The sequence below is a fragment of the Candidatus Binataceae bacterium genome (assembly GCA_035500095.1).
Taxonomy (GTDB): domain Bacteria; phylum Desulfobacterota; class Binatia; order Binatales; family Binataceae; genus JAKAVN01.
In genome coordinates, this window is record DATJXN010000089.1 from 19,338 (window position 1) to 42,743 (window position 23,406).

The 23,406-nt window shown below is 65.0% G+C and carries 25 protein-coding genes; 22 read left to right on the top strand and 3 right to left on the bottom strand.

The genetic code is table 11. From position 1 onward, the window contains the following. Positions 1–20: 20 nt before the first annotated feature. On the bottom strand, positions 21–302 hold the full coding sequence (locus tag VMI09_08755; protein ID HTQ24773.1) for a hypothetical protein: 282 nt from the start codon (positions 300–302) through the stop codon (positions 21–23). Positions 303–360: 58 nt separating this feature from the next. Then, a complete protein-coding gene (locus VMI09_08760) occupies positions 361–591 on the bottom strand; it encodes a hypothetical protein (protein HTQ24774.1) in 231 nt (76 codons plus the stop codon). A gap of 191 nt (positions 592–782) precedes the next feature. Here VMI09_08760 and leuC point away from each other — a divergent pair, with 191 nt between their 5' ends. Next, on the top strand, positions 783–2,195 hold the full coding sequence (gene leuC / locus VMI09_08765) for a 3-isopropylmalate dehydratase large subunit (GenBank protein HTQ24775.1): 1,413 nt from the start codon (positions 783–785) through the stop codon (positions 2,193–2,195). Between the two features lie 66 nt (positions 2,196–2,261). On the opposite strand, the gene VMI09_08770 is transcribed toward leuC, so the two are convergent. Beyond that, positions 2,262–2,966, bottom strand: coding sequence for a hypothetical protein (locus VMI09_08770; GenBank protein ID HTQ24776.1), 705 nt, complete (start codon positions 2,964–2,966; stop codon positions 2,262–2,264). Positions 2,967–3,365: 399 nt separating this feature from the next. Here VMI09_08770 and VMI09_08775 point away from each other — a divergent pair, with 399 nt between their 5' ends. The 21 genes from VMI09_08775 to truA all read left to right on the top strand — a co-directional run bounded on the left by VMI09_08775 (position 3,366) and on the right by truA (position 23,153). Continuing rightward, positions 3,366–3,863, top strand: coding sequence for a hypothetical protein (locus tag VMI09_08775; GenBank protein ID HTQ24777.1), 498 nt, complete (start codon positions 3,366–3,368; stop codon positions 3,861–3,863). A gap of 245 nt (positions 3,864–4,108) precedes the next feature. After that, entirely contained in the window at positions 4,109–4,699 is a 591-nt protein-coding gene (leuD, locus tag VMI09_08780; protein ID HTQ24778.1) for a 3-isopropylmalate dehydratase small subunit, read from the top strand. A gap of 118 nt (positions 4,700–4,817) precedes the next feature. Then, positions 4,818–5,918: an RluA family pseudouridine synthase gene (locus tag VMI09_08785; GenBank protein HTQ24779.1), complete on the top strand. Its 1,101-nt coding sequence runs from the start codon at positions 4,818–4,820 to the stop codon at positions 5,916–5,918. A gap of 327 nt (positions 5,919–6,245) precedes the next feature. After that, a complete protein-coding gene (gene rho, locus VMI09_08790) occupies positions 6,246–7,763 on the top strand; it encodes a transcription termination factor Rho (GenBank protein ID HTQ24780.1) in 1,518 nt (505 codons plus the stop codon). Positions 7,764–7,873: 110 nt separating this feature from the next. After that, positions 7,874–8,629, top strand: coding sequence for a 30S ribosomal protein S2 (gene rpsB / locus VMI09_08795; GenBank protein HTQ24781.1), 756 nt, complete (start codon positions 7,874–7,876; stop codon positions 8,627–8,629). 88 nt (positions 8,630–8,717) lie between these two features. Continuing rightward, a complete protein-coding gene (gene tsf / locus VMI09_08800) occupies positions 8,718–9,335 on the top strand; it encodes a translation elongation factor Ts (protein ID HTQ24782.1) in 618 nt (205 codons plus the stop codon). A 31-nt stretch (positions 9,336–9,366) separates the two neighbouring features. After that, a complete protein-coding gene (pyrH, locus tag VMI09_08805; GenBank protein ID HTQ24783.1) occupies positions 9,367–10,116 on the top strand; it encodes a UMP kinase in 750 nt (249 codons plus the stop codon). Then, on the top strand, positions 10,106–10,678 hold the full coding sequence (gene frr, locus VMI09_08810) for a ribosome recycling factor (GenBank protein ID HTQ24784.1): 573 nt from the start codon (positions 10,106–10,108) through the stop codon (positions 10,676–10,678). Before pyrH ends, frr begins: the two co-directional genes overlap by 11 nt. Positions 10,679–10,735: 57 nt before the next feature. Next, on the top strand, positions 10,736–11,524 hold the full coding sequence (locus tag VMI09_08815) for an isoprenyl transferase (protein ID HTQ24785.1): 789 nt from the start codon (positions 10,736–10,738) through the stop codon (positions 11,522–11,524). Further along, positions 11,511–12,302, top strand: a complete 792-nt coding sequence (locus VMI09_08820) for a phosphatidate cytidylyltransferase (protein HTQ24786.1) — start codon at positions 11,511–11,513, stop codon at positions 12,300–12,302. The genes VMI09_08815 and VMI09_08820 overlap by 14 nt, the downstream gene beginning before the upstream one ends. Before the next feature lie 43 nt (positions 12,303–12,345). Continuing rightward, entirely contained in the window at positions 12,346–13,719 is a 1,374-nt protein-coding gene (gene rseP, locus VMI09_08825) for an RIP metalloprotease RseP (protein HTQ24787.1), read from the top strand. Between the two features lie 34 nt (positions 13,720–13,753). Then, on the top strand, positions 13,754–14,524 hold the full coding sequence (tsaB, locus tag VMI09_08830) for a tRNA (adenosine(37)-N6)-threonylcarbamoyltransferase complex dimerization subunit type 1 TsaB (protein ID HTQ24788.1): 771 nt from the start codon (positions 13,754–13,756) through the stop codon (positions 14,522–14,524). A gap of 1 nt (position 14,525) precedes the next feature. After that, the gene (locus tag VMI09_08835) at positions 14,526–14,702 is read left to right on the top strand and encodes a hypothetical protein (GenBank protein HTQ24789.1); all 177 of its coding nucleotides are present in this window, start codon (positions 14,526–14,528) and stop codon (positions 14,700–14,702) included. A 43-nt stretch (positions 14,703–14,745) separates the two neighbouring features. Further along, positions 14,746–15,276 carry an acetolactate synthase small subunit gene (ilvN, locus tag VMI09_08840; GenBank protein HTQ24790.1) on the top strand — a complete coding sequence of 177 codons (531 nt, stop codon included), beginning with the start codon at positions 14,746–14,748 and terminating at the stop codon, positions 15,274–15,276. A 79-nt stretch (positions 15,277–15,355) separates the two neighbouring features. Then, positions 15,356–16,372, top strand: a complete 1,017-nt coding sequence (gene ilvC, locus VMI09_08845; protein ID HTQ24791.1) for a ketol-acid reductoisomerase — start codon at positions 15,356–15,358, stop codon at positions 16,370–16,372. A 49-nt stretch (positions 16,373–16,421) separates the two neighbouring features. Next, on the top strand, positions 16,422–17,105 hold the full coding sequence (locus VMI09_08850) for a phosphatidylserine decarboxylase (GenBank protein HTQ24792.1): 684 nt from the start codon (positions 16,422–16,424) through the stop codon (positions 17,103–17,105). Beyond that, complete coding sequence (gene pssA, locus VMI09_08855; GenBank protein HTQ24793.1) at positions 17,102–18,031, top strand: CDP-diacylglycerol--serine O-phosphatidyltransferase; 930 nt, start codon at positions 17,102–17,104, stop codon at positions 18,029–18,031. Before VMI09_08850 ends, pssA begins: the two co-directional genes overlap by 4 nt. A 278-nt stretch (positions 18,032–18,309) precedes the next feature. Next, positions 18,310–19,929, top strand: coding sequence for a 2-isopropylmalate synthase (locus VMI09_08860; protein ID HTQ24794.1), 1,620 nt, complete (start codon positions 18,310–18,312; stop codon positions 19,927–19,929). A gap of 319 nt (positions 19,930–20,248) precedes the next feature. After that, positions 20,249–21,355 carry a 3-isopropylmalate dehydrogenase gene (leuB, locus tag VMI09_08865; GenBank protein HTQ24795.1) on the top strand — a complete coding sequence of 369 codons (1,107 nt, stop codon included), beginning with the start codon at positions 20,249–20,251 and terminating at the stop codon, positions 21,353–21,355. A gap of 1 nt (position 21,356) precedes the next feature. After that, positions 21,357–22,352: a hypothetical protein gene (locus VMI09_08870; protein HTQ24796.1), complete on the top strand. Its 996-nt coding sequence runs from the start codon at positions 21,357–21,359 to the stop codon at positions 22,350–22,352. A 36-nt stretch (positions 22,353–22,388) separates the two neighbouring features. Next, complete coding sequence (truA, locus tag VMI09_08875) at positions 22,389–23,153, top strand: tRNA pseudouridine(38-40) synthase TruA (GenBank protein ID HTQ24797.1); 765 nt, start codon at positions 22,389–22,391, stop codon at positions 23,151–23,153. Positions 23,154–23,406 lie beyond the last annotated feature (253 nt).

Genomic DNA, 23,406 nt, shown 5'->3' on the forward strand with positions numbered 1-23,406 from the left:
TGCGGCTGAACCGCTGACGGCTATTTGCGGCGCACGGCGCGAAGCCCGGGCCGCGTCAGCTGCCGGAGCAGCCAGCAACGCTCCTTGGATCCGCTCGCGCGCGAACTGGCAAGACATCCGTCGCACAGCACACCCCGGAATTCATGTTCGGTCCTCCGATGGCTGTCGTCAACCGGATGGAGTCCGGACCGCACCGACACGTCCGGCTTCAGTTCGCGGCAACAATCGCAAGCCAAGCACGACAGAAACAGCGGCTCGAGCGTTGAGCCGCCGATCATCGGAGTCTTGATCGCGGCGTCCACGGCATTTTTTTAGCCAGGATGTCCGAATTCGGGAGATATCCGATGTCTCACTCACGAATCAGTGCGTTTCTTGATGGGGCACCGCCTGTCCCGTGCTTGAGGCAACCATCCCGTACCGGTAAAGGATCAGCGCTCCCGCCAGACCGGTCCCTACCACGGAACACATGACCAGCAGGGTTCCAGTAACCATGCTGAAGCGCAGGGAAAGGCCAAGTCCGATGCTGGCGACACCTGCCAGCATCATCGCACTGAGAAGTACGACAAAGTTCGTAAGTTTGTGCGGTTGCATGATCAGCTCCTTCGCGAAGACATCATTCGCCGCGGCAGAGGAGCATCAAGTGTGCCGTGGCCTGTTCAGGAGCTTGAGTCCTCACTGCGAGCGCGCGGTAATCGCCATTCGCCGCCGGTATTTGACGGCGCGCGGCTCAGCATCATAATGCTAGGCTCAGCATTTATCCCGAGAAGAGGCTGGTTCCCGTCATGGCGGCTGAGACGCTTTTCGAAAAAATCTGGCAGACTCACGTGGTCCGCGAGCAACTGGGCGAACCCGCGCTGCTCTATATCGATCTGCATCTGGTGCACGAGGTCACTTCGCCGCAGGCCTTCGAAGCGCTCCGCAACAGCGGGCGCAAGGTGCGCGCGCTCGACCGCACCTTCGGCACCCAGGACCACAACGTTCCGACCACCGATCGCACCAAGCCGATCGCCGACCTCGATTCGAAGGCGCAGATCGAAATGATGCGCCGCAACTGCCAGGAGTTCGGCGTGCGCCTGTTCGACCTCGGCGCGCCCGAACAGGGCATCGTCCACGTCATCGGGCCCGAGCTCGGCCTTACGCAGCCCGGGATGACGATCGTATGCGGCGACAGCCATACCGCAACCCACGGCGCGTTGGGCTCGCTCGCCTTCGGCGTCGGCACGAGCGAGGTCGAGCACGTGCTCGCGACGCAATGCCTGTGGCAGGCCAAGCCGAAGACGCTCGAGATTCGCGTCGACGGACGGCTTAAGCCCGGCGTCACCGCCAAGGATCTGATCCTCGGCATCATCGGACGCATCACCACCGACGGCGGCACCGGCCACGTCATCGAGTACCGCGGCGAAGCGATCGAAGCGCTCTCGATGGAAGAGCGGATGACGGTGAGCAACATGTCGATCGAGGCGGGCGCGCGCGCCGGGATGATCGCGGCGGACGCCAAGACCGTCGAATACCTGCGCGGGCGGCGTTTCGTGCCGACGGGCGCGGAGTTCGATCGGGCGGCCGAGCGATGGCTCAGGTTTCGCACCGACGACGGCGCGCGCTTCGACAAGAGCATCGCGTTCGACGCCGCATCGTTCGCGCCCCAGGTGACGTGGGGAACGAATCCCGGGATGGTGGTCGAGGTCACCGGCAAGGTGCCGGATCCGGCAAGCCTCAAGAGCGCGGCGGAGCGGCAGGCGGTCGAGCGCGCGCTCGACTACATGGGGCTCGCGCCGGGCATGCCGATCCAGGACATCCGCGTCGACCGCGTTTTTATCGGATCCTGCACCAACTCGCGAATCAGCGATCTGCGCGCCGCTGCCGACATCGTGCGCGGACGCAAGGTCGCCAAGGGCGTGCAGGCGATGGTGGTTCCGGGATCGCAGCAGGTCAAGGCCGAGGCCGAAAAGCTCGGGCTCGATCGGGTCTTCCTCGACGCGGGCTTCGAGTGGCGCGAATCCGGATGCAGCATGTGCCTGGGGATGAACCCCGACATCCTGAAACCCGGCGAGCGCTGCGCGAGCACCTCGAACCGCAATTTCGAAGGCCGCCAGGGCAAGGGTGGACGCACGCATCTGGTGAGTCCCGCGATGGCCGCGGCAGCAGCGGTGAACGGACACTTCGTCGACGTGCGCGAGTGGCCGGCGCGCCAGTAGCCGCGCGCGCACGCGATCCGCGATTCGTGCCCGCCCAAGCCTCCGGAAGAAGCCGGGAACAGGAACCTAGCGCTCGCGGGCGGCCGGCATCCTGGCCAGCCGTTTGCCATTGGGCCCGTACAGCGAAACCGACGGCGCGCCGCTGCCCGAAACCACCACTTCCGCGCGCCCCTCGCCTCCTTCGTCGTACAAACCGAGGCCGGCCGCGCCGTCGGGCCTGAGCGCGACCTCGAGGCGCCGCCTGCCGCTTGTGTCGTAGAGCACGACCGACGGCGCGCCGTCGATGCTCAAGCGGATCGCGGCGCGCACGCCGCCGTTCGCGTCGCTGAGCGCGAGCGCCGGTGCGCCGTCTTCGAGCGCGAGCGTGGCGCGACGCTCGCCGCGCGCGTCAACGAGGACAAATTCTTCGGCGACCACCCGCCTGGGCGGCGCTGAGGATCGGGCGCTCGATTCGGCCGTCAAACTCGAATCGGCGCTCAATCCGGGCGGTCGCTCCGCCTGCGGCGGCGAGGTTTCCGCGATCGTCTCGACAGTGCTCTTATCGACGATGCTCTCGTCGACAATGCTCTCCACCTGAATCTCGGTGATGCTCTCGACCGCGTCGCGGAAGCGGCCGATCGTCGCGTCGGTGCCGCTCTCGACGGTTGCGCGGGGACTCGTTTCGCAACCGGCGGCGGAATTGGCGCTTTGCGGCGCGGCGCCGCTCAAGCTCTCGCTAACGGCCTTGGGATCGGGAACGAGCTGCGGCCATTGTCGATGCGTCGGCGCCACGAAGCGGAGTCTAAACCCCGCGCCTCGCTCTCACAAGCACGCTCGCGCGGGAACGTTACGCACAGCGATCGAAGACTTTCAGTGGATACGTGTTTTGGAAAATTCTTGCCCCGACAATGCGAGTGCGTTACTTACGGGACGAGTCTTTATCATGCTTTTCCAATCGACACGAAGTTGAAACCGCTTACATCAGCTTTAACCATTCAAGCCGCATGGCGCCCGCAAATCGGCGCACCGGGCCGATGGCGAGGTGTTGATGAAAGCGCGACTGCCTGATTGGAAAGCGAGATCCAGGCTCTCGGGAGTTCGCGGCGCTGGGCGCCGAACAGGGTGCGCCTGTTGGGTTCAAGGTCCGCTGGACGCTGGGAGTTTGCTTTGCAACTAGGAGGAGGCAGGGAGTTGGACGATTCATTCATTTCTCTTCAACCCGATCAGGCAGTAGCCAAGGTCTTCGACCCGATGAAGTCGGCCGAGGATACGCTCGCGCGGCTGGCAAAGGTGCTGGAGCCGATGGGCCAGTTGGCGCAGTTGGCCAACGTCTTCGACCCGATCCGGACGTTCCAGGATGAACTGGCTGACGTGGCGGCGGCATTCGAGCCGATCAAGGGCTTCCAGGGCCATCTCGAGAACCTGGCCAACCGCTTCGAGCCGATGCGCGCCTTCCAGAGCCAGCTCGAGCGCGTGGCAGCGGCCTTTCACGAACAGTTGGTGCAACTGGCCGAGGCGATGGAACCGGCGACCGCGTTCCAGGATCAGCTGCAGCATCTGATCAAGGCCTTCGAGCCGGCCAAGGCGCTCCAGCGCCGCTTCGTCGAGCTGTCGCGCGCGTTCAGCGCGAACGGCACCGCGAGCGCCAACGGGACCGGCGCTCAGAACGGCAAGGCCGCGGAAGCCTGACAAACCGGCGCGCTGGCCCGCGGAGAGCATTTCGCTCTTGCGGCGCGCGCTGCGCCGCAAGGGTAAGCGATCGAACGGCCGCTCGATGAGCTGGTCGCGCGCGCGTGGGCTATGGCTCATGCACGCGGGCCGGATCGAGCGGCCTGTGGATTTGGGCGAACGCCGATTTGTGCTATTGAATCGGCTCCGGCATCGGGTGCGTTTTCGCGCCGCGCCGGCAGTCTTCCATCCAGGATGAGAGCGAGATGCAACCGTTCAGGAATTTCACCGGACTGGTCGCTCCGATGGACCGGTCCAACGTCGACACTGACCAGGTAATTCCCAAGCAGTTCTTAAAAGCCGTGGTGCGCAGCGGCCTCGGCAAGGGTCTCTTCTTCGACTGGCGCGATCAGCCCGACAAGGGCTACGTGCTCGACCAGCCGCGCTTCAAAGGCGCGACGATCCTGGTCGCGCGGGCCAATTTCGGATGCGGCAGCTCGCGCGAGCACGCGGTATGGGCGCTCGCCGACTTCGGATTCAAGGCGGCGATCGCGACTTCGTTCGCCGACATCTTCCGCAACAACGCGCTCAAGAACGGCTTCCTGCCGATAATCCTGAAGCCCGAAGAGGTCGACGCGATCTTCGTCGCAATCAAGCATCACGAAGGCTACGAGCTGACTATCGATCTTCCGGCGCAGACGGTCTCCGACAAGTTCGGATGGTCGGCGCATTTCGAGATCGATCCGTTCCCCAAGAAATGCTTTATCGAGGGGCTCGACGACGTGGGGCTGACGCTCGCCCACGAAAAAGAGATCGCCGCCTACGAGAAAACCCATCCCGCGCCCTATCGACTCTAGGACTCACCAGGATCGCGCTCTAGAAAATCAGGACTCCAAGACCGCGTTCCAGGACTCCGGGACCGCGCGCAGAGCTCAGGGGCCGCCATCGCCGCGGCGGGGCTGCTATAATTGCGCGGTGACTGCGCGCCTGCTTACGGTTGATTCGGCGCCCGGACGGATGCGGCTCGACGTCTTCGTCGCCGGCGAACTCGGCGCGGAATTTTCGCGCGCGCAGGCCGCGCGCATGATCAAGGCCGGCCTGGTGCGGCTGAACGGCGTCCCCGCGCGCGCCGCCGACGCCGTCCATCTCGGCGACAGAATAGAAATCGAAAGCCCCACGGCAATCGCGCCGGCGCCAACGGCTCGCGAGGCCGGCGCGCCGGCGATCGACGTGATATACGCCGACGACGAGATCGTGGTGGTCAACAAGCCGGCGGGGATGACCGTTCATCCCGCCCCCGGCCATCCGGGCGGCACGCTGGTCGACGCGTTGCTCGCGCGCTTTCCCGAGATGGCGGCGATGGGCGAGGCGGACGGCGTGATGCGTCCGGGAATCGTGCATCGGCTCGACAAGGACACGTCGGGCGTGATGGTGGTCGCGCGGACGCCGTTTGCGCGGATGGAACTGGCGCGCCAGTTCAAGGACCGCACGGTCGGCAAGATCTATCTCGCGGTCGTGCGCGGAGCGATCGCGCGCGAGCGCCTTTCGATCGCGCGCCCGGTCGGACGCCATCCGGTCGAACGCAAGCGCATGTCGGTGAATTCGCGCCACGGCCGCGAGGCCTTGAGCTACGTCTGCGTGCTCGCGCAGATGCCGGACGTAGGCGGCGGCGCAACCCTCGTGGGGGTACGGCCGCTCACCGGCCGCACGCATCAGATTCGCGTACATCTCGCGTCCATAGGTCATCCCTGTCTCGGCGATCCGCTTTACGGCGGCCGCCCTGCCAGGGAATCCCAACCCAAAAAATCCCAGCTCAAAGAATCCAGAGACGCGGCATCTTGTCAGCCGGCGCACGAATTCGAGCGCCAGGCCCTGCACGCGACGGCGCTCAAGATCGCCCATCCGCGCACCGCCGCGGCGCTGGAATTCGTCGCTCCGTTGCCGTGCGATTTTTCCGTCTTTCTGGCCGCGCGCGGCGTGGCGGCGGACGGGCCCGTGCTCGCACGCTGGATCGATATTGTCGAATCCGCGCCGCGTTCGGCCTTAGCGCCGCATCAACGGCGCGCATCAACATAAAGCCCGTTGACAGCCCAAAGGGGCTCAGATACCTTCGTTCCAAGGACCTGCGCACTGTATCGAGGGCAGGTCGGACTACCGGATCGCCCGCAGCCGCCAAGTGCCCCGCCGAAGATTGGGCGTCGCTTCCCGACCGCGACCGAATGCCTCAATCCATTTGACCGGCTTGGGAAGAACCGGGTTCGTATTCCGTTCGGGGTCGTAAGCATCGTAGCGGTCTCGCGAACGGCTGAGGGGCCGCTTCAAGGGGATCGCAACATCAGATTTTGTCGCTTAATTTAGATACTCGTAGCCAGATTGGAGTCAGGTAATTTGCGGACAAGGCATATGGGCAAGGGCAGGGGGGCCAGGGGCGAGGGTCAAGGCCAGGGCCAGAGCGACGAAGGCCGGAGCGCAATGCATACGCGCCACGCGCAGCCGTCCGCCGGACCCGGCGAAGTTAACGGCGCGGCGCTTGACCACGAAGAGGTGAGCCACGACGACGCCGCCGCCGGCGCATCGGCCGGCGGGAATGCCGGCGGCTATCGCGTGAGCAGTGCGCAGGCGCTCAGCGCCTCCGAGCGCCACCTTGGCGGAATCATCAGCGACGGCGGCGCCCTCAATCTCAAGGTGCTCAAGGCCGCCAAGATCACCGAGCTCGCGCAGATCGCGCGCGAATTCAACATCGACGGCGCGACCAACATGCGCAAGCAGGAGATGATCTTTTCCATCCTGCAGGCGCAGGCCTCGCGCAACGGCTCGATCCTCGGCGAAGGCGTACTCGAAATTCTGCCCGACGGCTTCGGCTTCCTGCGTGCCCCCGACTACAACTATCTGCCCGGCCCGGACGACATCTACATCTCGCCGAGCCAGATCCGGAAGTTCAATCTGCGCACCGGCGATATCGTCTCGGGCCTGATTCGCCCGCCCAAGGAAGGCGAGCGTTATTTCGCGCTGCTCAAGGTCGAATCGATCAACTACGAGGAACCCGAGAAAGCCCGCGACAAGATCCTGTTCGACAACCTGACGCCGCTCTACCCGCAGGAGCGGATCAAGCTCGAGTACGATCACGAGGACTACACCACCCGCATCATCGATTTGATCGCGCCGATCGGCAAGGGCCAGCGCGGACTTATCGTGGCGGCCCCGTTCACCGGCAAGACCATGATGCTGCAGGCGATCGCCAAGGCGATCGCGCACAACCATCCGGAGATCGTCCTGATCGTGCTGTTGGTTGACGAACGCCCCGAGGAAGTCACCGACATGCTGCGCTCGGTGCAGGGCGAGGTCGTGAGCTCGACTTTCGACGAGCCCGCCACCCGCCACGTGCAGGTGGCCGAGATGGTAATCGAGAAGGCGCGCCGTCTGGTGGAACACGGGCGCGACGTAGTGATCCTGCTCGACTCGATCACGCGTCTCGCCCGGGCCTACAACACCGTGGTGCCGCCCTCGGGCAAGATCCTTTCGGGCGGCGTGGATTCCAACGCGCTGCACAAGCCCAAGAAGTTCTTCGGCGCGGCGCGCAATACCGAGGATGGCGGCTCGCTGACCATCATCGCGACCGCGCTGGTCGACACGGGCAGCCGGATGGACGAGGTCATCTTCGAGGAGTTCAAGGGCACCGGCAACCAGCAGATCGGCCTTGACCGCCGGCTGCTCGAAAAGCGCATCTTCCCGACCATCGATATTCAGCGCTCCTCGACCCGCAAGGAAGAACTGCTGCTGCCGCGGAGCACGCTCAACCGGGTGTGGATCCTGCGCAAACTGCTGTCGCAGCTTAACGCGGTCGAATCGATGGAGTTCCTGCTGGACAAGATGCAGGGGTCGAAAACCAACGAAGAATTCCTCGAATCGATGAACGGCTAGAAGGGGCCTGCGCGCTAGGAACTGCCCGCGCGGCTTGATAATTAATGGTGTCGCTCGCAAGGCCGCCGGAGGGGGCAGGCATTAACAGAGGACTTATGACCGAAATCAGCATGAAACAGCTTCTGGAAGCCGGAGTCCACTTCGGCCACCAGACCAGCCGCTGGAACCCGAAGATGAAGCCGTACATCTTCGGCGCCCGCAACGGCATCTACATCATCGACCTCCAGCAGACCGTCCGCATGTTCCGCGACGCCTTTGACTTCGTGCGCGACCTCGCCGCCCAGGGCGGCACCGTCCTGTTCGTCGGCACCAAGAAGCAGGCCCAGGACATCGTGCGCGAAGAGGCCGAGCGCTGCGGCATGTATTACGTGCACAACCGGTGGCTCGGCGGGATGCTGACCAACTTCCAGACTATCCGGCAGTCGATCGAGCGGCTCAAAAAGCTCGAAGAGATAATGGCCGACCCCGAGATGATCCAGGCGCTCACCAAGAAGGAGATGAGCGAGAACGCGCACGAGCACGGAAAGCTGATGGCGACGCTTGCCGGAATCAAGAACATGCGCAAGCTGCCCGACGCGCTGTGGGTGATCGACACCAAGAAGGAAGACATCGCGGTGGCCGAGGCCAAGCGGCTCGGCATCCCGGTGGTCGCCGTGGTCGACACCAACTGCGATCCCGACCTCATCGCTTACCGCATCCCGGGCAACGACGACGCGATCCGCGCGATCAAGCTCTTCAGCGCGGCCATCGCCGACGCGGTGCTGGAGGGCAAACGGATCGCCGAGGAACGTCAGAAGGGCGACCAGGACCTGGGAGCGAGCGCCGAGGAGAGCGAGAATCCCGAGCCGCCGAGCCAGAGTGTCTAGGCATTTTTTTGCGGACCGCGGGCAAGCGCCGCTCGGAGCGGACCGGCGGACCCGAAGCTTTCTCGAAGCGGAATAAGAAACCCAGAGCATGGACATCAACGCAAATATCGTCAGGGACCTGCGCGAAAAAACCGGCGCCGGCGTAATGGATTGCAAGAAGGCGCTGGCCGAGGCCAGCGGCGACCTGGAAAAGGCCATCGTGTGGCTGCGCGAGCGCGGCATCGCGCAGGCCGCTAAGCGCGCCGGGCGACTCGCCTCGGAGGGCTCGATCGGGGCTTACATCCACGCCGGCGGCAAGCTCGGCGTGCTGGTCGAGGTCAACTGCGAGAGCGACTTCGTGGCTAAGACGCCGGAATTCCAGCAGCTGGTAAAGGAGATCGGGATGCAGGTGGCGGCAGCCAACCCGCGTTACGTCAGCCGCGAGGAAGTCCCCGCCGACGTTATCGAGCAGGAGCGGCAAATTTACGCCGCCCAATCCGCGGACAAGCCCGAGGCGGTGGTCAAGAAAATCGTCGACGGCAAGCTGGAAAAATTCTACCGCGACATCTGCCTCAACGAGCAGGCCTGGGTACGCGACCCCAATCGCACGATCGGAGAACTTCTGGGCGAATACGTGGCTAAGATGGGCGAAAAGATCGAAATTCGCCGCTTCGTCCGTTTTCAACTCGGTGAATTGCGCGACGGCAACGCCGCCGCGAGCGCCTGACGATCCGTATCCCAGGGAGGCAATCGGAGCGATGAGCGAGGCGGCAAGCGGCGCGGCGAGCAAGCCCCGCTTCCGGCGCGTGATGCTCAAGCTCTCCGGGCAGGCGCTTGCGCCCGCGCACGGCGCCGGCATCGACCTCGACACGCTCGCCGCATTCGCCCGTGAAATCAAGGAAGTTTCCGAGCTCGGCGTCCAACTCTCGATGGTCATCGGAGCGGGCAACATCCTGCGCGGCAGCGAATACGAGGCCCGCGGGATGGACCGCTCGAGCGCCGACCAAATGGGCATGCTCGGCACCGTGATCAACGCCCTCGCCTTCCAGGACGCGCTGGAGCGGGCGGGCGTGACGACCCGGGTGCTGTCGGCAATCGCGATGCAGGCGGTGTGCGAACCGTACATCCGCCGGCGGGCCGTGCGCCACCTCGAAAAGGGCCGGGTGGTGATCTTCGCCGCCGGCACCGGCAACCCCTACTTCACCACGGATACGGCGGCGAGCCTGCGCGCGCTGGAAATCGGCGCCGAGGTCATCCTCAAGGCGAGCCATCACGTCGACGGCGTATACGACCGCGATCCGCTGCGCGAACCTGGAGCCAAGCGTTTTGACCGCCTGACCTACCTCGAGGTGCTCGAACGGAACCTGCGGGTGATGGACCTCACCGCGATCTCGATGTGCAAAGACAACAACCTGCCGATCATCGTTTTCAATTTGCGCGAGACGGGTAATATAAGAAGGGCCGTGATGGGAGAGCCGATCGGGACCTGGGTAGAAAGTGGCTGCTGAGGAAAAGCCTGACGACGTGATCGAGATGGCGCGGCTCGAGATGGAAGAAGCCGTCGTCGCCTTCCGCCATGAACTTGCCCGCGTGCGCACCGGTCGCGCGTCGACCGCGCTGCTCGAGGGCTTGCACGTCAATTACTATGGCGCCCGCACTCCGCTGCGCCAACTTGCAGGGCTTGCCGCTCCCGAGCCGCGCCTCCTGGTGATCACGCCTTACGACAAGGGATCGCTGCACGAAATCGAAAAGTCCATCCAGGCCTCCGACCTCGGCCTGACCCCGATCAATGACGGCAAGATTATCCGCGTGCCGATTCCCGAACTGACCGAGCAGCGGCGCAAGGAACTGGTCCGCCACGTCCACAAGACGGCGGAGGAATTCCGGGTCTCGGTCCGCAATCATCGCCGCGACGCCAACGACAAGCTCAAGAAGATGCACAAGGACAAGAAGCTCGATGACGACACGTTGCGCGCGGGCGAGGCCAAAGTGCAGCAGCATACCACCGAGCACACCGAGAAGATCGACAAGATCCTTGCGGCCAAGGAAGCGGAGATAATGGAGGTCTGAATCGTCCCGACGGCGTCCCGCGCAAGGCGGGAGGCGGCGGCGCGGCTTATCCGGTTCGTGGCTTCTTCACTCCCACTGGACGAATTTCCGAACCTTTCGCTGGAACGCGAGCGGCTGCCGCGTCACGTCGCGATCGTGATGGACGGCAACGGCAGATGGGCTCGCCAGCACGGGCTCTCGCGTTCCGAGGGCCATCGCCGCGGCAAGGACTCGGTGCGCGCCGTGGTCGAGGCGGCGCGCGAGATCGGCATCCGCTGCCTCACGCTTTTCGTGTTCTCCAACGAGAACTGGCAGCGGCCCGGCACCGAGGTGCGATTTTTGATGGAGCTGTTCCATCGCTATCTCCGCACCGAGACCAAGCGCCTGATGAAACGCGACATCAAGGTGGTGGCGCTCGGCAACCTCGAGCGGCTGCCGACGCCGGTCAGGCGCGCGCTCGACTCGATGATCGCCGCGACCGCCGCAAACCGTTCGATGACGGTCGCGCTCGCGCTTTCCTATGGCGGGCGCCAGGACGTAACCGCTGCCGCCCGCCGAATCGCCGAGGAGGTCGCGGCGGGACGGCTGCGCCCCGAGGAAGTCGACGAGCAGGCCGTCGCAAGCCGGCTCGCAAGCGCCGATCTGCCCGACCCCGATCTGCTCATCCGCACGTCGGGCGAACTGCGGATATCGAATTTCTTCCTCTACCAGCTCGCCTATACGGAACTGTATTTCACCAACACCTTGTGGCCCGACTTCCGCGAGCGCGAGTTTCTCCGTGCGCTCGCCGCCTATCAGCTCCGCGAGCGCCGCTTCGGCGCGGTCGACGCCGGCTCCGCCAACCACCGACTGCGTGCTGCGAACTAGGGTCTGGACCGCGCTGGTGGCGCTGCCCACCCTGCTCGCGGTGGTGCTCTTCGCGCCTGCGCCATGGTTCGCAGCTTTCGTGGCTGTGCTGATTGTGGTCGGACTCTACGAAGTGGCCGCGATGACCGGGGCGCACAGCGCGGGCGCGATCGCCATCCTGATGCTGGCGGGCGGCGGGCCGGCCGCGCTGCTCGGATGGGCGCCCGCGCGTCTATGGTTCATCCCACTCGGCGTGATTCTCGCGATGCTCGCGCTGATCGTACGCGTCGGACGGGGCACCGCAGACGCCGCGGCCAGGGCGCCCGGGACGGAGTTGACGCTCCTTGGAGCGCTCTATGTAGGAGCGTTATTTCCGTATTTCGCCCTTCTTAGAAATCGTCCTGACGGTATCGCGGCGATTGTTCTAGTTCTTCTGCTCGTGATCGCCAGCGATACGGGAGCCTACTTCACCGGCTTATCGATAGGCCGGACCAGGCTCGCCCCCCGAGTGAGCCCGAAAAAGACCGTGGAGGGGGCGATCGGGGGGTTAGCACTATGTGTGGTGGCTGGACTCCTGCTTCGCCTACCACTGGTGCCCGGATGGGGCGTGGGGCAAACCGTGGTATTTTCCGCGGTCATCGGCATACTGGCGCAATTGGGCGACCTGGCCGGCTCGGCGCTCAAACGCAGCGCCGGAGTCAAGGATTCTGGATGGATTTTTCCAGGACATGGCGGCCTGCTGGATCGCACTTGCAGCATAGTTTTCGCGGTGACTTTGGCCTATTATTGGGGGCGATGACTGCGGCCATCCAGCCTAATTCCACGAGCGTCCATCGGAAACCATGATCACATCAATTCTCTCCGCGGTGATAATTTTCGCCGTCCTGATCATCGTGCACGAGACCGGTCACTTCCTGATGGCCAAGCGATCGGGCGTCCGCGTGCTCCGATATTCCGTCGGCTATCCGCCGAAGCTTTTCGGTATCCGCCGTGGCGAGACCGAATACGCGTTCAGCGCGACGCCGCTTGGCGGTTACGTGAAAATGCTCGGTGACGAAGTCGCCGAGGAACCTACCACCGAGACGCTCGAAGGATACGTCAAGGAGCTGCAACTCGACCTGCTCGAGGCGGCACGCGCGCATGGCAATGCGGCTTCTCCGGGCATCGACCCGTCCCAGGCGATTGTCGCACTGGCCCATCGGCTCGCACCCGCCGCGCGCGGCGCCGCGACGTCGGCCGAGGCCCAGGCAATATTGGGGCGCGATTTGCGGCCAGGCGAGGAATTGCTGCTCGCCGAGATCGAAACCCGCAGTTCGGTTGACGGAGCTATCAAGGCCCTGGCCGAAAGCCGTCCGACGAGACTGCTGCAGAGCTATCGCGCTCAGGCCTTTCCGACCCAGGGCCTTGGCACCCGGATCAAGATCGTTCTCGCAGGGCCGCTTGCGAACATCCTGTTCGCGCCCGTCCTGATGACGGTCGTGTTCATGTACGGCGTCCCGTACGTGAGACCGATACTCGGCGAGATCAAGCAGGGGATGCCGGCGTACGCGGCGGGCCTGCGCAAGGGCGACCAGATTGTGGCGGTGGACGGAAAAAAGGTCGAGAACTGGGCCGACCTTTCCGACGCGATCAAGTCGGGCAATGGCGGCGCGCTCAAGATCGACTTCGTGCGCCCGCTGGCGAACGCCTCGCCCAGCCAGATGTCGCTGACGGTCAAGCCGGTCCGCGAAAAGGAAGACACTGGCTTCGGCAACAAAGCCCCGGTCTGGATCATCGGGGTCCTGCCGCGTGGGGACGAGGGCACGAAGCGCTACGGACCGATCAAGGCCTCCTATGAAAGCGTGATATCGACCGCGCAGCTCAGCGGACGGTTGGTGATGGGCATCGTGATGATCATCAACGGCACGACGCCGGCGCGCCAGGCGCTGGGCGGACCGATCATGATCGCCAAGATGGCCGGCAAGGAGGCCAAGCAGGGCTTCGCCGACGTGGCCGGCTTTACCGTGATGCTGAGCCTGGAACTGGGCATCATCAACCTGCTGCCCGTGCCGCTGCTCGACGGCGGGCATCTGTTCTTTTTCCTCATTGAAGGCTTGCGCGGCAAACCGCTGCAGCTGCGTCATCGCGAATTCGCAATGCAGATCGGGCTGCTGCTGCTGGTGGCGCTGATGACTTTCGTCATCGTTAATGACATCTCGCATATTATGCACAGTTGACGCCGCATTGGCGGCCGGCGCCGGCGCCGGGCCGGTGCTGGGAATCGAGACGGGCGGACCGCGTGCCGATCTGGCGCTGATAGCAGGCGGAAGAGTACTCGCCGAAGCGTCGCACTCGGTCGCTTCGCATGGCGCGGAGTTGCCTTGGGCGGTCGGCGGACTGCTCACGTGCGCCGGCCTCACGCCCCGCGAGCTGAGCGCCGTCGCGGTTGGAATCGGCCCGGGATCGTTCACGGGCCTGCGCATCGGGCTCAGCTACGCCAAAGGTCTCAAGCTTGCGACCGGATGCGCGCTGCTCGGGATACCGAGTCTCGACACGCTAGCTCTGACGGCGCTCGCCGAAATCCCCGCTAAGCCGGACCAGGGGCTCATCTGTTCGGTGCTGGACGCTCGCAAAGGCGAGGTCTATGCTGCCCTTTACCGGACAAGTGGCAATGGGTTAGAAAAGTTGTCAGATGACTTCGTGGTCGCGCTCGAAGATCTGGCTCCCCATCTTGGCACCGACGTTCTGTTGGTCGGCGATGCAAAGGCCGAAGAGGCCTGTGCTTTGGTTGTGCGCCGCGGCGGACGAGCGGCGTGCCTGGGAGTCAGCGGATTGCGCCTGCGAGGCCGGGCCGTGGCGGCGATAGGCGCCGCGCGGATGGTGGCGGAAGAAGCGGATAACGCGTTCGCTCTGGAACCGCTGTACGTGAGGTCGGCGGAGGCAATTTTCAAGGTTGATCCTCTAACCTCGGGAGTGACGGGCAATGGAGCAGAAGGAAGAAGAATTGATTCATCAGTACGTGACCAGCGACGAAGAACTTAGGATGCTGTATGAGGAACACGCGGAGCTGAAACGCCAGCTCGAATCTTTACGCCTCAAGCACTACCTCACCGCCGAAGAAGAAATCGAAAAGAAGCGCATCCAGAAGCTGAAGCTCGCCTCCAAGGACCGCATCATGGCGTTGCTCCATCGCCATCAGCACGAAGACGAGGCGCGCTAGGCCCGCGACGCGCATCCAGCGCTCCGGGCCGAAACCCCAACTGATGCCAAGTCATACGATATCCGTACTGGTCGAGAACGAGTTCGGCGTGCTCGCGCGTGTCGCCGGCCTGTTCTCGAGCCGCGGCTTCAATATCGAGTCGCTCACCGTCAACGAGGACCCGCTGGATCCCACCGTCTCGCGCATTGTGCTGGTGGCGACCGGCGACGACCAGGTTCTCGAACAGATCAACAAGCAGCTCAACAAGCTGGTCTCCGTGATCAAGGTCACCGACTTCAAGGACACCAGCACCATCGATCGCGAAATGGTGATGGTCAAGGTCTCGGTGGACGAGCGCACGCGGGCCGAACTCGATTCGATCGTCGGCGCCTTTCGCGCCCACGTGATCGACATCGGTCCGCGCGCGGTAACCGTGGAAGTGACCGGGGATGCCGACAAGATAAAGGCGTTTATCGCGCTGGTCCGTCCGCTGGGCATCAAGGAGATCGTACGCTCGGGCAAAATCGCTATGGTCCGCGCGGTGCAGCTCGAAGGCGGCGGCCATCGCACCGCCGGCGCCCGCGAGGTCGGCTAGCCGCCGCATTTCCGGCTCCTCGCTGCGGCGAGGCCGGCTTTTCCAACTAAAGCGCGAATTTATTCAGGAGAACTTCCCCATGCAGGTCCATTACGATCGCGACGCCGACCTCAGCTGTCTGCGCCCTCACAAAATCGCCATCCTGGGCTTCGGCAGCCAGGGCCATGCCCATGCGCTCAATCTGCGCGACAGCGGGATGGAGGTATGCGTGGGGCTGCGCAAGGGCAGCCCGTCGTGGGACAAGGCCGCCAAGCAAGGCCTGGCAGTCTTCGAGACCGCCGAGGCCGCACGCCGCTCCGACATCGTGATGATGCTCGTGCCGGACGAGATGGGATCGGAGATTTACGAGGCCGAAGTCGCCCCCCATCTCACGCCGGGCAAGTACCTCGCTTTCGGCCACGGCTTCAACATCCATTTCAAGTTCATCAAGCCCGCGCCCGGCGTCAACGTTTTCATGATCGCGCCCAAGGGCCCCGGCCATCTCGTGCGCTCCGAGTACGTCAAGGGACGCGGCGTGCCCTGCCTGCTCGCGGTCGAGCAGGATCCTTCGGGCGACACCAAGCGGATCGGACTCGCGTACGGATCGGCGATCGGCGGCGGCCGCGCGGCGATTATCGAGACCAGCTTTCGCGAAGAGACCGAAACTGATCTGTTCGGCGAACAATCGGTGCTGTGCGGCGGGCTGACCGAGCTGATCCGCGCCGGTTACGAAACCCTGGTCGCGGCCGGTTACGCGCCGGAGATGGCTTACTTCGAGTGCGTGCACGAAGTGAAGCTCATCGTCGACCTCATCTACGAGGGCGGCATCGCCAACATGCGCTACTCGATCAGCAACACCGCCGAGTACGGCGACATGACGCGCGGCAAGCGCGTGGTCGGACCGGCCTCGCGCCAGGCGATGAAGGAGCTGCTCGGCGATATCCAGTCGGGCAAGTTCGCCAACGAATGGATCGCCGAGTACCGAGCCGGTTTGCCGCATTTCCGCGAGCTCCGCAAGGAGGCGGAAAAGCATCCGCTCGAAGAGGTCGGACACAAGCTGCGCTCCTTCATGCCGTGGCTCGCGAGCGACCGCCTGGTCGATAAGGCCAAGAACTGAACGCGGCCCGGAATCTGACGGACGGCGGACGGACAGCGGACGGACAGCGATGGATGTGCGGGCCGGTGCTTTGACCCGGCGCGTGGGCGGCGCAGTGGGAATCGCACCCGAGGGCGTCACGATGGCCTCCGTGGTGCTCGCCGCGGGCACGCTGGCGCTGATTCTCGGATGGAACGGCGCCGGCGCGGTGGCGATCGTGTGCGGCCTCGCAATCGCCGCTTTCTTCCGCGACCCCGAGCGCTCGCCCGCCACCGCCTCGGAACGCCTGGTGTTCTCGGGCGCCGACGGCACGGTGAGCGACGTGACGGAGATGCCGCTGCCCGGCGCCGGCAGCGATGAACGCTACCATCGCGTGTCGGTCTTCATGTCGCCACTCAACGTGCACGTCAACCGCGCTCCCGTCGGCGGCGAGGTCACGAGCGTACGCCATACGCCCGGGGCGTTTAACGCCGCCTTTCGCGACCACGCTAGCGAGCACAACGAGCGCAATCTCGTCGTTATGACCGACGCACGGGGCCGCCAACATGCGATTGCACAAATCGCAGGTTACCTGGCGCGGCGCATCGTTTGCCGTCTGCACCCGCACGATATGGTTCGCTGTGGCGAGCGAATTGGACTTATAATGTTCGGTAGTCGCGTCGATCATTTCATCCCGCGGGACTACCGGATAGTGGTTAACATAGGAGAACGGGTGCGTGCCGGAGAGAGTATAATCGGAGAGTTGCTCCAATGAGCCGACGGGAAAGACAGAATCCCAGCGCACAGGCGCGGATGCGGCTTATATCGGGCCGTTTGAAGGAACAGCAGCGGCGCGTGGTCGCGCCGCTCCGCCGCGGGGTTTTCCTTGCGCCCGCCACCATCACGTCGCTCGGCCTGCTCTCGGGCTTCTTCGGCCTGGTCTCGGCGATCAATTCGCACTTCGAGCTGGCGGCCGTGATGATCCTCATCGCCTTCGTCTGCGACGGGCTCGATGGCCGCGTGGCGCGGCTCTCGCGCACTTCGAGCCACTTCGGCGTCGAGTACGACAGCCTCTCCGACGTGGTCGCCTTCGGCGTGGCGCCGGCGGGAATCGCCTATTGCTGGTCGCTCAAATTGCTCGGCGCGTGGGGCGTGGTGATCGCCGGGATGTTCGTGATCTGCGCCGCGCTCAGGCTCGCGCGTTTCAACGTGCAGACCGCCAGCACCGACAAGCGCCGCTTCGTCGGGCTGCCGGTGCCGGGCGCCGCGGCGATGATCGCGGGCAGCGTGCTCGCCTACAGCTACTTCGAATTCGAGTCGCCGCGCGCGCTGGTGACCGTGATGGCGCCGCTCACGATAGCGCTCGCGTCCCTGATGATCTCGCGGGTGCCCTACCCCAGCTTCAAGACCGTCAACCTGCGCGCCCGCGCGCCGGTCGAATTGCTGGTCGTGATGCTGCTCGCGCTGGCGTTCCTGTTCGCGATGCCGCAGTTTACGTTCTTCGTGCTGGCGACGGCGTACGTCGTCTCGGGACCGTACCTGTTGCTGATGGGCGAACGCCCGCAGACGCTCGCGCCGGTGCTGGGACCGGAGGTGGCTGCTCAATCGCCCGCGAATCCGCAGAGAAACCGTTCGGCCGCCAGCGCCGCCCGCGCAACTAGCGATTTGTCGGGTAATCCGCCGCCACCGCAAGTTCGCTGAGGACCGAGGGGCCGCGCGCGCCCGCTTGACTGTGCCTAAGCGCCCCGCCTAAGATAATCGCGATGTCGCTCTACCCGACCCTGCTGCTGGGACTGCTGCTTAGCCTGGGCCTTATTAAGGCCCTCGCCGGGAGCGTCGTGGTGCAGGCTTAAGGAAGCGACCCTAAAACCTGAACCAAACGCCCCGGGCGGAGGGCCAAAAGGCCGCCCGGGGCGTTTCTTTTTGCCCGGCCGTGCGGCCTTGCGGCTCATCCGTCACGGAACGCACGGAGGAGAGAGATGCCGATGGCAAAAACGATGACCCCAGCCGGGAATAACGTCCGAGATGACGTGCGGGACATTCTGCCCGACCCCAACTACGTCCGCATCTTCGACACCACGTTGCGCGACGGCGAACAATCGCCCGGCTGCACGATGAACGTCGAGGAGAAGCTCGCGATCGCGCGCCAGCTCGAGCGGCTGGGTGTCGATATCATCGAGGCCGGTTTCGCCGCGTCGTCGCCCGGCGATTTCGAGTCGGTCAATCGAATCGCCGACGCCGTCAGCCGGCCGACCGTAGTCAGCCTCTCGCGCACGCGCGAGGAAGACGTCGACGCGGCGCTGCGCGCGGTGGACAAGGCGCGCAACCCCGGCATCCACATCTTCATCGCGACCTCCGACATCCATCTCAAGCACAAGCTCAACATGACGCGCGAGGACGTGCTGAGCGCGGCGACCTGGGCGGTCGCGCGGGCCAAACAGCATCTCGACTATATCGAGTTCTCCTGCGAAGACGCCTCGCGTTCCGACTGGGATTACATGGCCAAGATTTGCGCCGAGGTGATCCGCGCCGGCGCCCGCATTATCAACCTGCCCGACACCACCGGCCACGCGATTCCCGAGGAGTTCGGCGAGATGTTCGCCTACATGCGGCGCACCGTCGAGGGCGGCGACCGCGTGATCTGGAGCGCGCACTGCCATAACGACCTCGGCCTTGCGGTCGCCAACTCGCTGGCCGCGATCAAGAACGGCGCGCGCCAGGTCGAATGCACGATCAACGGCATCGGCGAGCGCGCCGGCAACACCTCGATGGAAGAAGTCGTGATGGCCCTGCGCACGCGCCAGGACCTGATGGCGGTGCGCACCGGAATCGACACTCGCCAGATCTATCCGGCCTCGCGCCTGCTCTCGCAGATCATCGGCCAGCCCGTGCCGCCCAACAAACCCATCGTCGGCGACAACGCCTTCGCCCACGAGGCCGGCATCCATCAGGACGGCGTGCTCAAGTACAAGCTGACCTACGAAATCATGAAGCCCGAGGATATCGGGATCCCCTCGAACAAGCTCGTGCTGGGCAAACACTCGGGCCGCCACGCTTTCGTCAACCGGCTCGAGGAACTCGGTATCGGCACCGCCTCGATCGACGTCAACAAGGCCTTCGCCGCGTTCAAGGTGCTGTGCGACAAAAAGAAGATCGTTTACGACGACGATATCCTGGCGCTGGTCAACGAGGAAACGCGGCGCACCGCGGACCATTTCGAGCTGCTCGACGTTCGCGTGACCTCGTCGGCCAAGACCACGCCGCACGCCGAAGTGACGATACGCATCGCGGGCGGCAAGGAGAGTGTCGCCGAGGCCTCGGGCGACGGCATGGTTGACGCGTGTTACAAGGCGATCTACAAGCTCGCCGGCATGCAGCCCGCACTCGAGCGCTATTCGGTCAAGGCGATCACCGGCGGCACCGACGCGCTCGGCGAAGTGAGCTGTCTGGTGCGGTCGGACGGGATGACGGTCGCCGGGCAGGGCGCCCACAGCGACATCGTGATGGCGAGCGCGCTCGCGCTGGTCAATGCGCTCAATCGCCTGCAGGGCCGCGCAAAGTCCGCCGCGCCGCCGCGTCCGGCCGAGGGAGGAGTCTAAGCCGGACGACCCGGAGCAGCCGTCGGACTTGCCGGAGATCTGCCCGGGACCCGCCGCGGCACTTGCTCGGAACTTGCTCGGGACTTGCCGTGGCATCGGCGTTTGGGCTAAACGCTAGTGGCGTCGGGCCGCGCGTCTGACGCGGGTGGCCCAACCGAAGGTGTCGAAGAAGGGAAGATCGCGCTCCGCCGGACTCGCGAGGTCTGAATTCGTGCGAATTTTCGGCCGCGCCTCTGCAGCGGCCGCACGGCGCTCGACGCAAATCTGCCCGCAATTTATCGGTCTCCCCATTTCCGCTGCCAGGACTGCATAAGCATAGATGGCCTACAAGATTCTGGTTCTCAAGGGTGACGGGATCGGCCCCGAAGTGGTCGGCGAAGCGCTGCAGGTGCTCAGGATCGTGGCGCGCAATGCCGCGCTCGACCTCGAGTTCAAGGAAGGCGTGGCCGGCGGCCATGCGATCGATCAGTTCGGCACTCCGCTCCCCGCCGACGTGCTCAAGCAGGCCAAGGACTGCGATGCGATCCTGTTCGGCGCGGTCGGCGGCCCCAAGTGGGACGACCCCAAGGCCGACAAGCGCCCCGAGCAAGCGTTGCTCACGCTGCGCAAGGAACTGGGGCTGTTCGCCAACGTGCGCCCGGTCAAGGCGGTCAAGGAGCTCACCGTGAGCTCCCCGCTGCGCCAGGAGATCATCAATGGCGTCGACCTTGTGGTCATCCGCGAACTCACCGGTGGCATCTACTACGGCAAGCCCTCCGAGCGGCGCAGCAACGGCGACCTCCGCGCGGCCGTGGACACCTGCGTCTATTCCGAGGAAGAGATCGTCCGCGTGCTGCGCTACGGCTTCGAACTGGCGCGCGAACGCCGCAAGCGCCTGACCTCCGTCGACAAAGCCAACATCCTCGCCACCTCGCGGCTGTGGCGCGAGATCGCGGGCGAGCTGGCCAGGGAATATAAGGACGTCGCTTTCGAGAATCAGCTCGTCGATTCGATGGCGATGCATCTTATCCGCCGACCGCGCGACTTCGACGTGATCGTCACCGAGAACATGTTCGGCGATATCCTCACCGACGAAGCCTCGGTGCTGGCAGGCTCGATGGGTCTGTTGCCGTCGGCCTCGCTCGGCGACGAGCTCAATTCCGCGGGATGCCGCATCGGGCTCTTCGAGCCAATTCACGGCTCCGCTCCGGATATCGCCGGCCGCGACGAGGCCAATCCGCTGGCCGCGATTCTGTCCGCCGCGATGCTGCTCGAGCATTCGCTTGGAATGCGCTCGGAGGCCGAGACAATCGAGCAGGCGGTCGAGGCCGTACTGCACGAAGGCTATCGCACGCGCGACCTCGGAGCCGGTTCGGGCACCAAGGTGGTGGGGTGCAAGGCGATGGGCCGGGTGGTGCGGGAAAAGCTCGAAGGCGCGGAGAGCTGAGATGGCCGCGGCGCCCGGCCGCGAGGTCAGGATCGCCGTCGTCGGCGCCACCGGCGCGGTCGGCGAGCAGATCGTCGAACTTATCGACGCGCGCGCCCTCCCCTGCTCCGAACTGGTGTTGTTTGCGAGCGAGCGCGGCGCAACCGAGACCGTCGAGGCGCTGGGCGAGGCGTTGAGCGTCGCCGAGTTTCATGAACCGGCCGAACTTTCCCGTTTCGACATCGCATTCCTCGCCGTCGCGCCGAGCCGGGCGGCCGAGATAGTTCGCGCTCATCCGGGTCCGTTGCTGGTCGATCTGAGCGCCGCCCGCCGCGCACCCGACGAGATCCCGTCGATTCCGCTGATCGCGCCCTCGTTCACGCCGCCCGAACGCGTCGCCGCACTGACGGCGCGTGGCAAGACCGTAGGGATCCCGCATCCCGCGGCCCACGCGCTTGCCATGATCGTCAGCGCGGCCGGCGCGCAAACTCCGGTCGTGTGCGCGACCGTGATGCTTGGCGCAAGCGACGCCGGACGCGAGAGCGTCGGAGAAGTCGCCCGCGAAGCGCGCGAGCTGCTGAGCGGCACGCATAATCTGGAAGAAGGCGAGGTCCAGCGCGCTTTCAACGCTTATCCTGCGGAACCCGGCTTCGCCGCCGCGCTTTGTGCGCAGACGGCCGCGCTGCTCGGCGGCGGCGGACCGAGGCTCGTGGTCGAGGCCGTACACGTCGGCGTGCTTCACGGCTCGGCGATGACGGTGCTGATTCCCGACCTGGCCAACCCGGAGAAACTGGCCGAGCGTCTCCGCGCCGCGCCCGGTCTGCTGCTGGTCGAGGGCAAGGAGGGCGGCACGGGCATCGTCGATGCGATTGGCCAGGAGGCGATCCTCGTCACACCCGACCTCGAGCGCACCGGCGTGTCGGTCTGGTCTGCGTTCGACAGCGCACGCCTGGCGGCGCTCGACGCCGTATGGATCTCGGAGAAATTCTCCGCCGTTGCCGCCCCGGGCGCCGCATAGGAGTCTCCGCGGGCGGGCGCGTCTTCAAACCGCAACATGCAGGTTCGGCTCAAGCTCGAGTACGACGGCACCGATTACTCGGGCTGGCAGATACAGGCCGCGCAGAATTCGATTCAGGCCGAGCTGGAAGAGGCGCTCACGCGAATCTTCGGCGTCCCGACGCGGGTGCGCGGCGCGGGACGCACCGATGCCGGCGTGCATGCGCGCGGCCAGGTCGCCGCAGTGTGGCTGCCGCGGCCGTTCGATCCGGCTGAACTTTTGCGCGCGCTCAACGCGATCCTGCCGCCGGATATCGTCGTGCTCGAAGCGGCGCGAGCCGCCGACAATTTCGACCCGCGCCGCGACGCGCGGCTGCGTATCTATGAGTATCGCGTGCTCAACCGGCCGCTGCGCTCGGCCTTCGAGCGCAACTCGGCCTGGCTCGTGCGCGAGCCGCTGGATCTCGCCGCCATGAACGAGGCGGCGGCGGCGTTTATCGGCGAGCATGACTTCGCCGCGTTCCGTTCGCTGGGTTCCGAGGAAAAGACGACGCTGCGCCGCGTCGAGGTCAGCCGCTGGCACGATCAGCATGATCTTGACCCGCGCGGCGGACACCATCTGGTTTACCGGGTCGAGGCGAACGCATTTTTGCGCCACATGGTGCGCACGATGGTGGCCGCGATGGTCGACGTGGGGCGCGGCAAACCAGCGGGCCGCGCTGCGGCCCAGACGATCGCCGCGCTGCTCCAAAGCCGCGATCGCGCGCTCGCGCCGGCGCCTGCGCCGGCCGCCGGCCTCTGCCTGGTCGAAGTGCTGTACTAGTGGTGTCCTGGAAATAAGTTTCATCCCAAGATCTGAAGGCTGTCATTCCGAGCGCAGCGAGGAATCCCGGCTTCCACGAAAAACGAATAAAGATCCGGGATTCCTCGGTCGCTGACCCCCTCGGAATGACACCTTGACGCTTTTCCGGATATGTAAGTTACCCGCGGGACATCACACCAGCCGGCGCAGCGGCATCGGGCAGAAATCGCAAGCGGGATCGCGCGGCGCCGATCGCGAGACGAAAAAGTGCTTC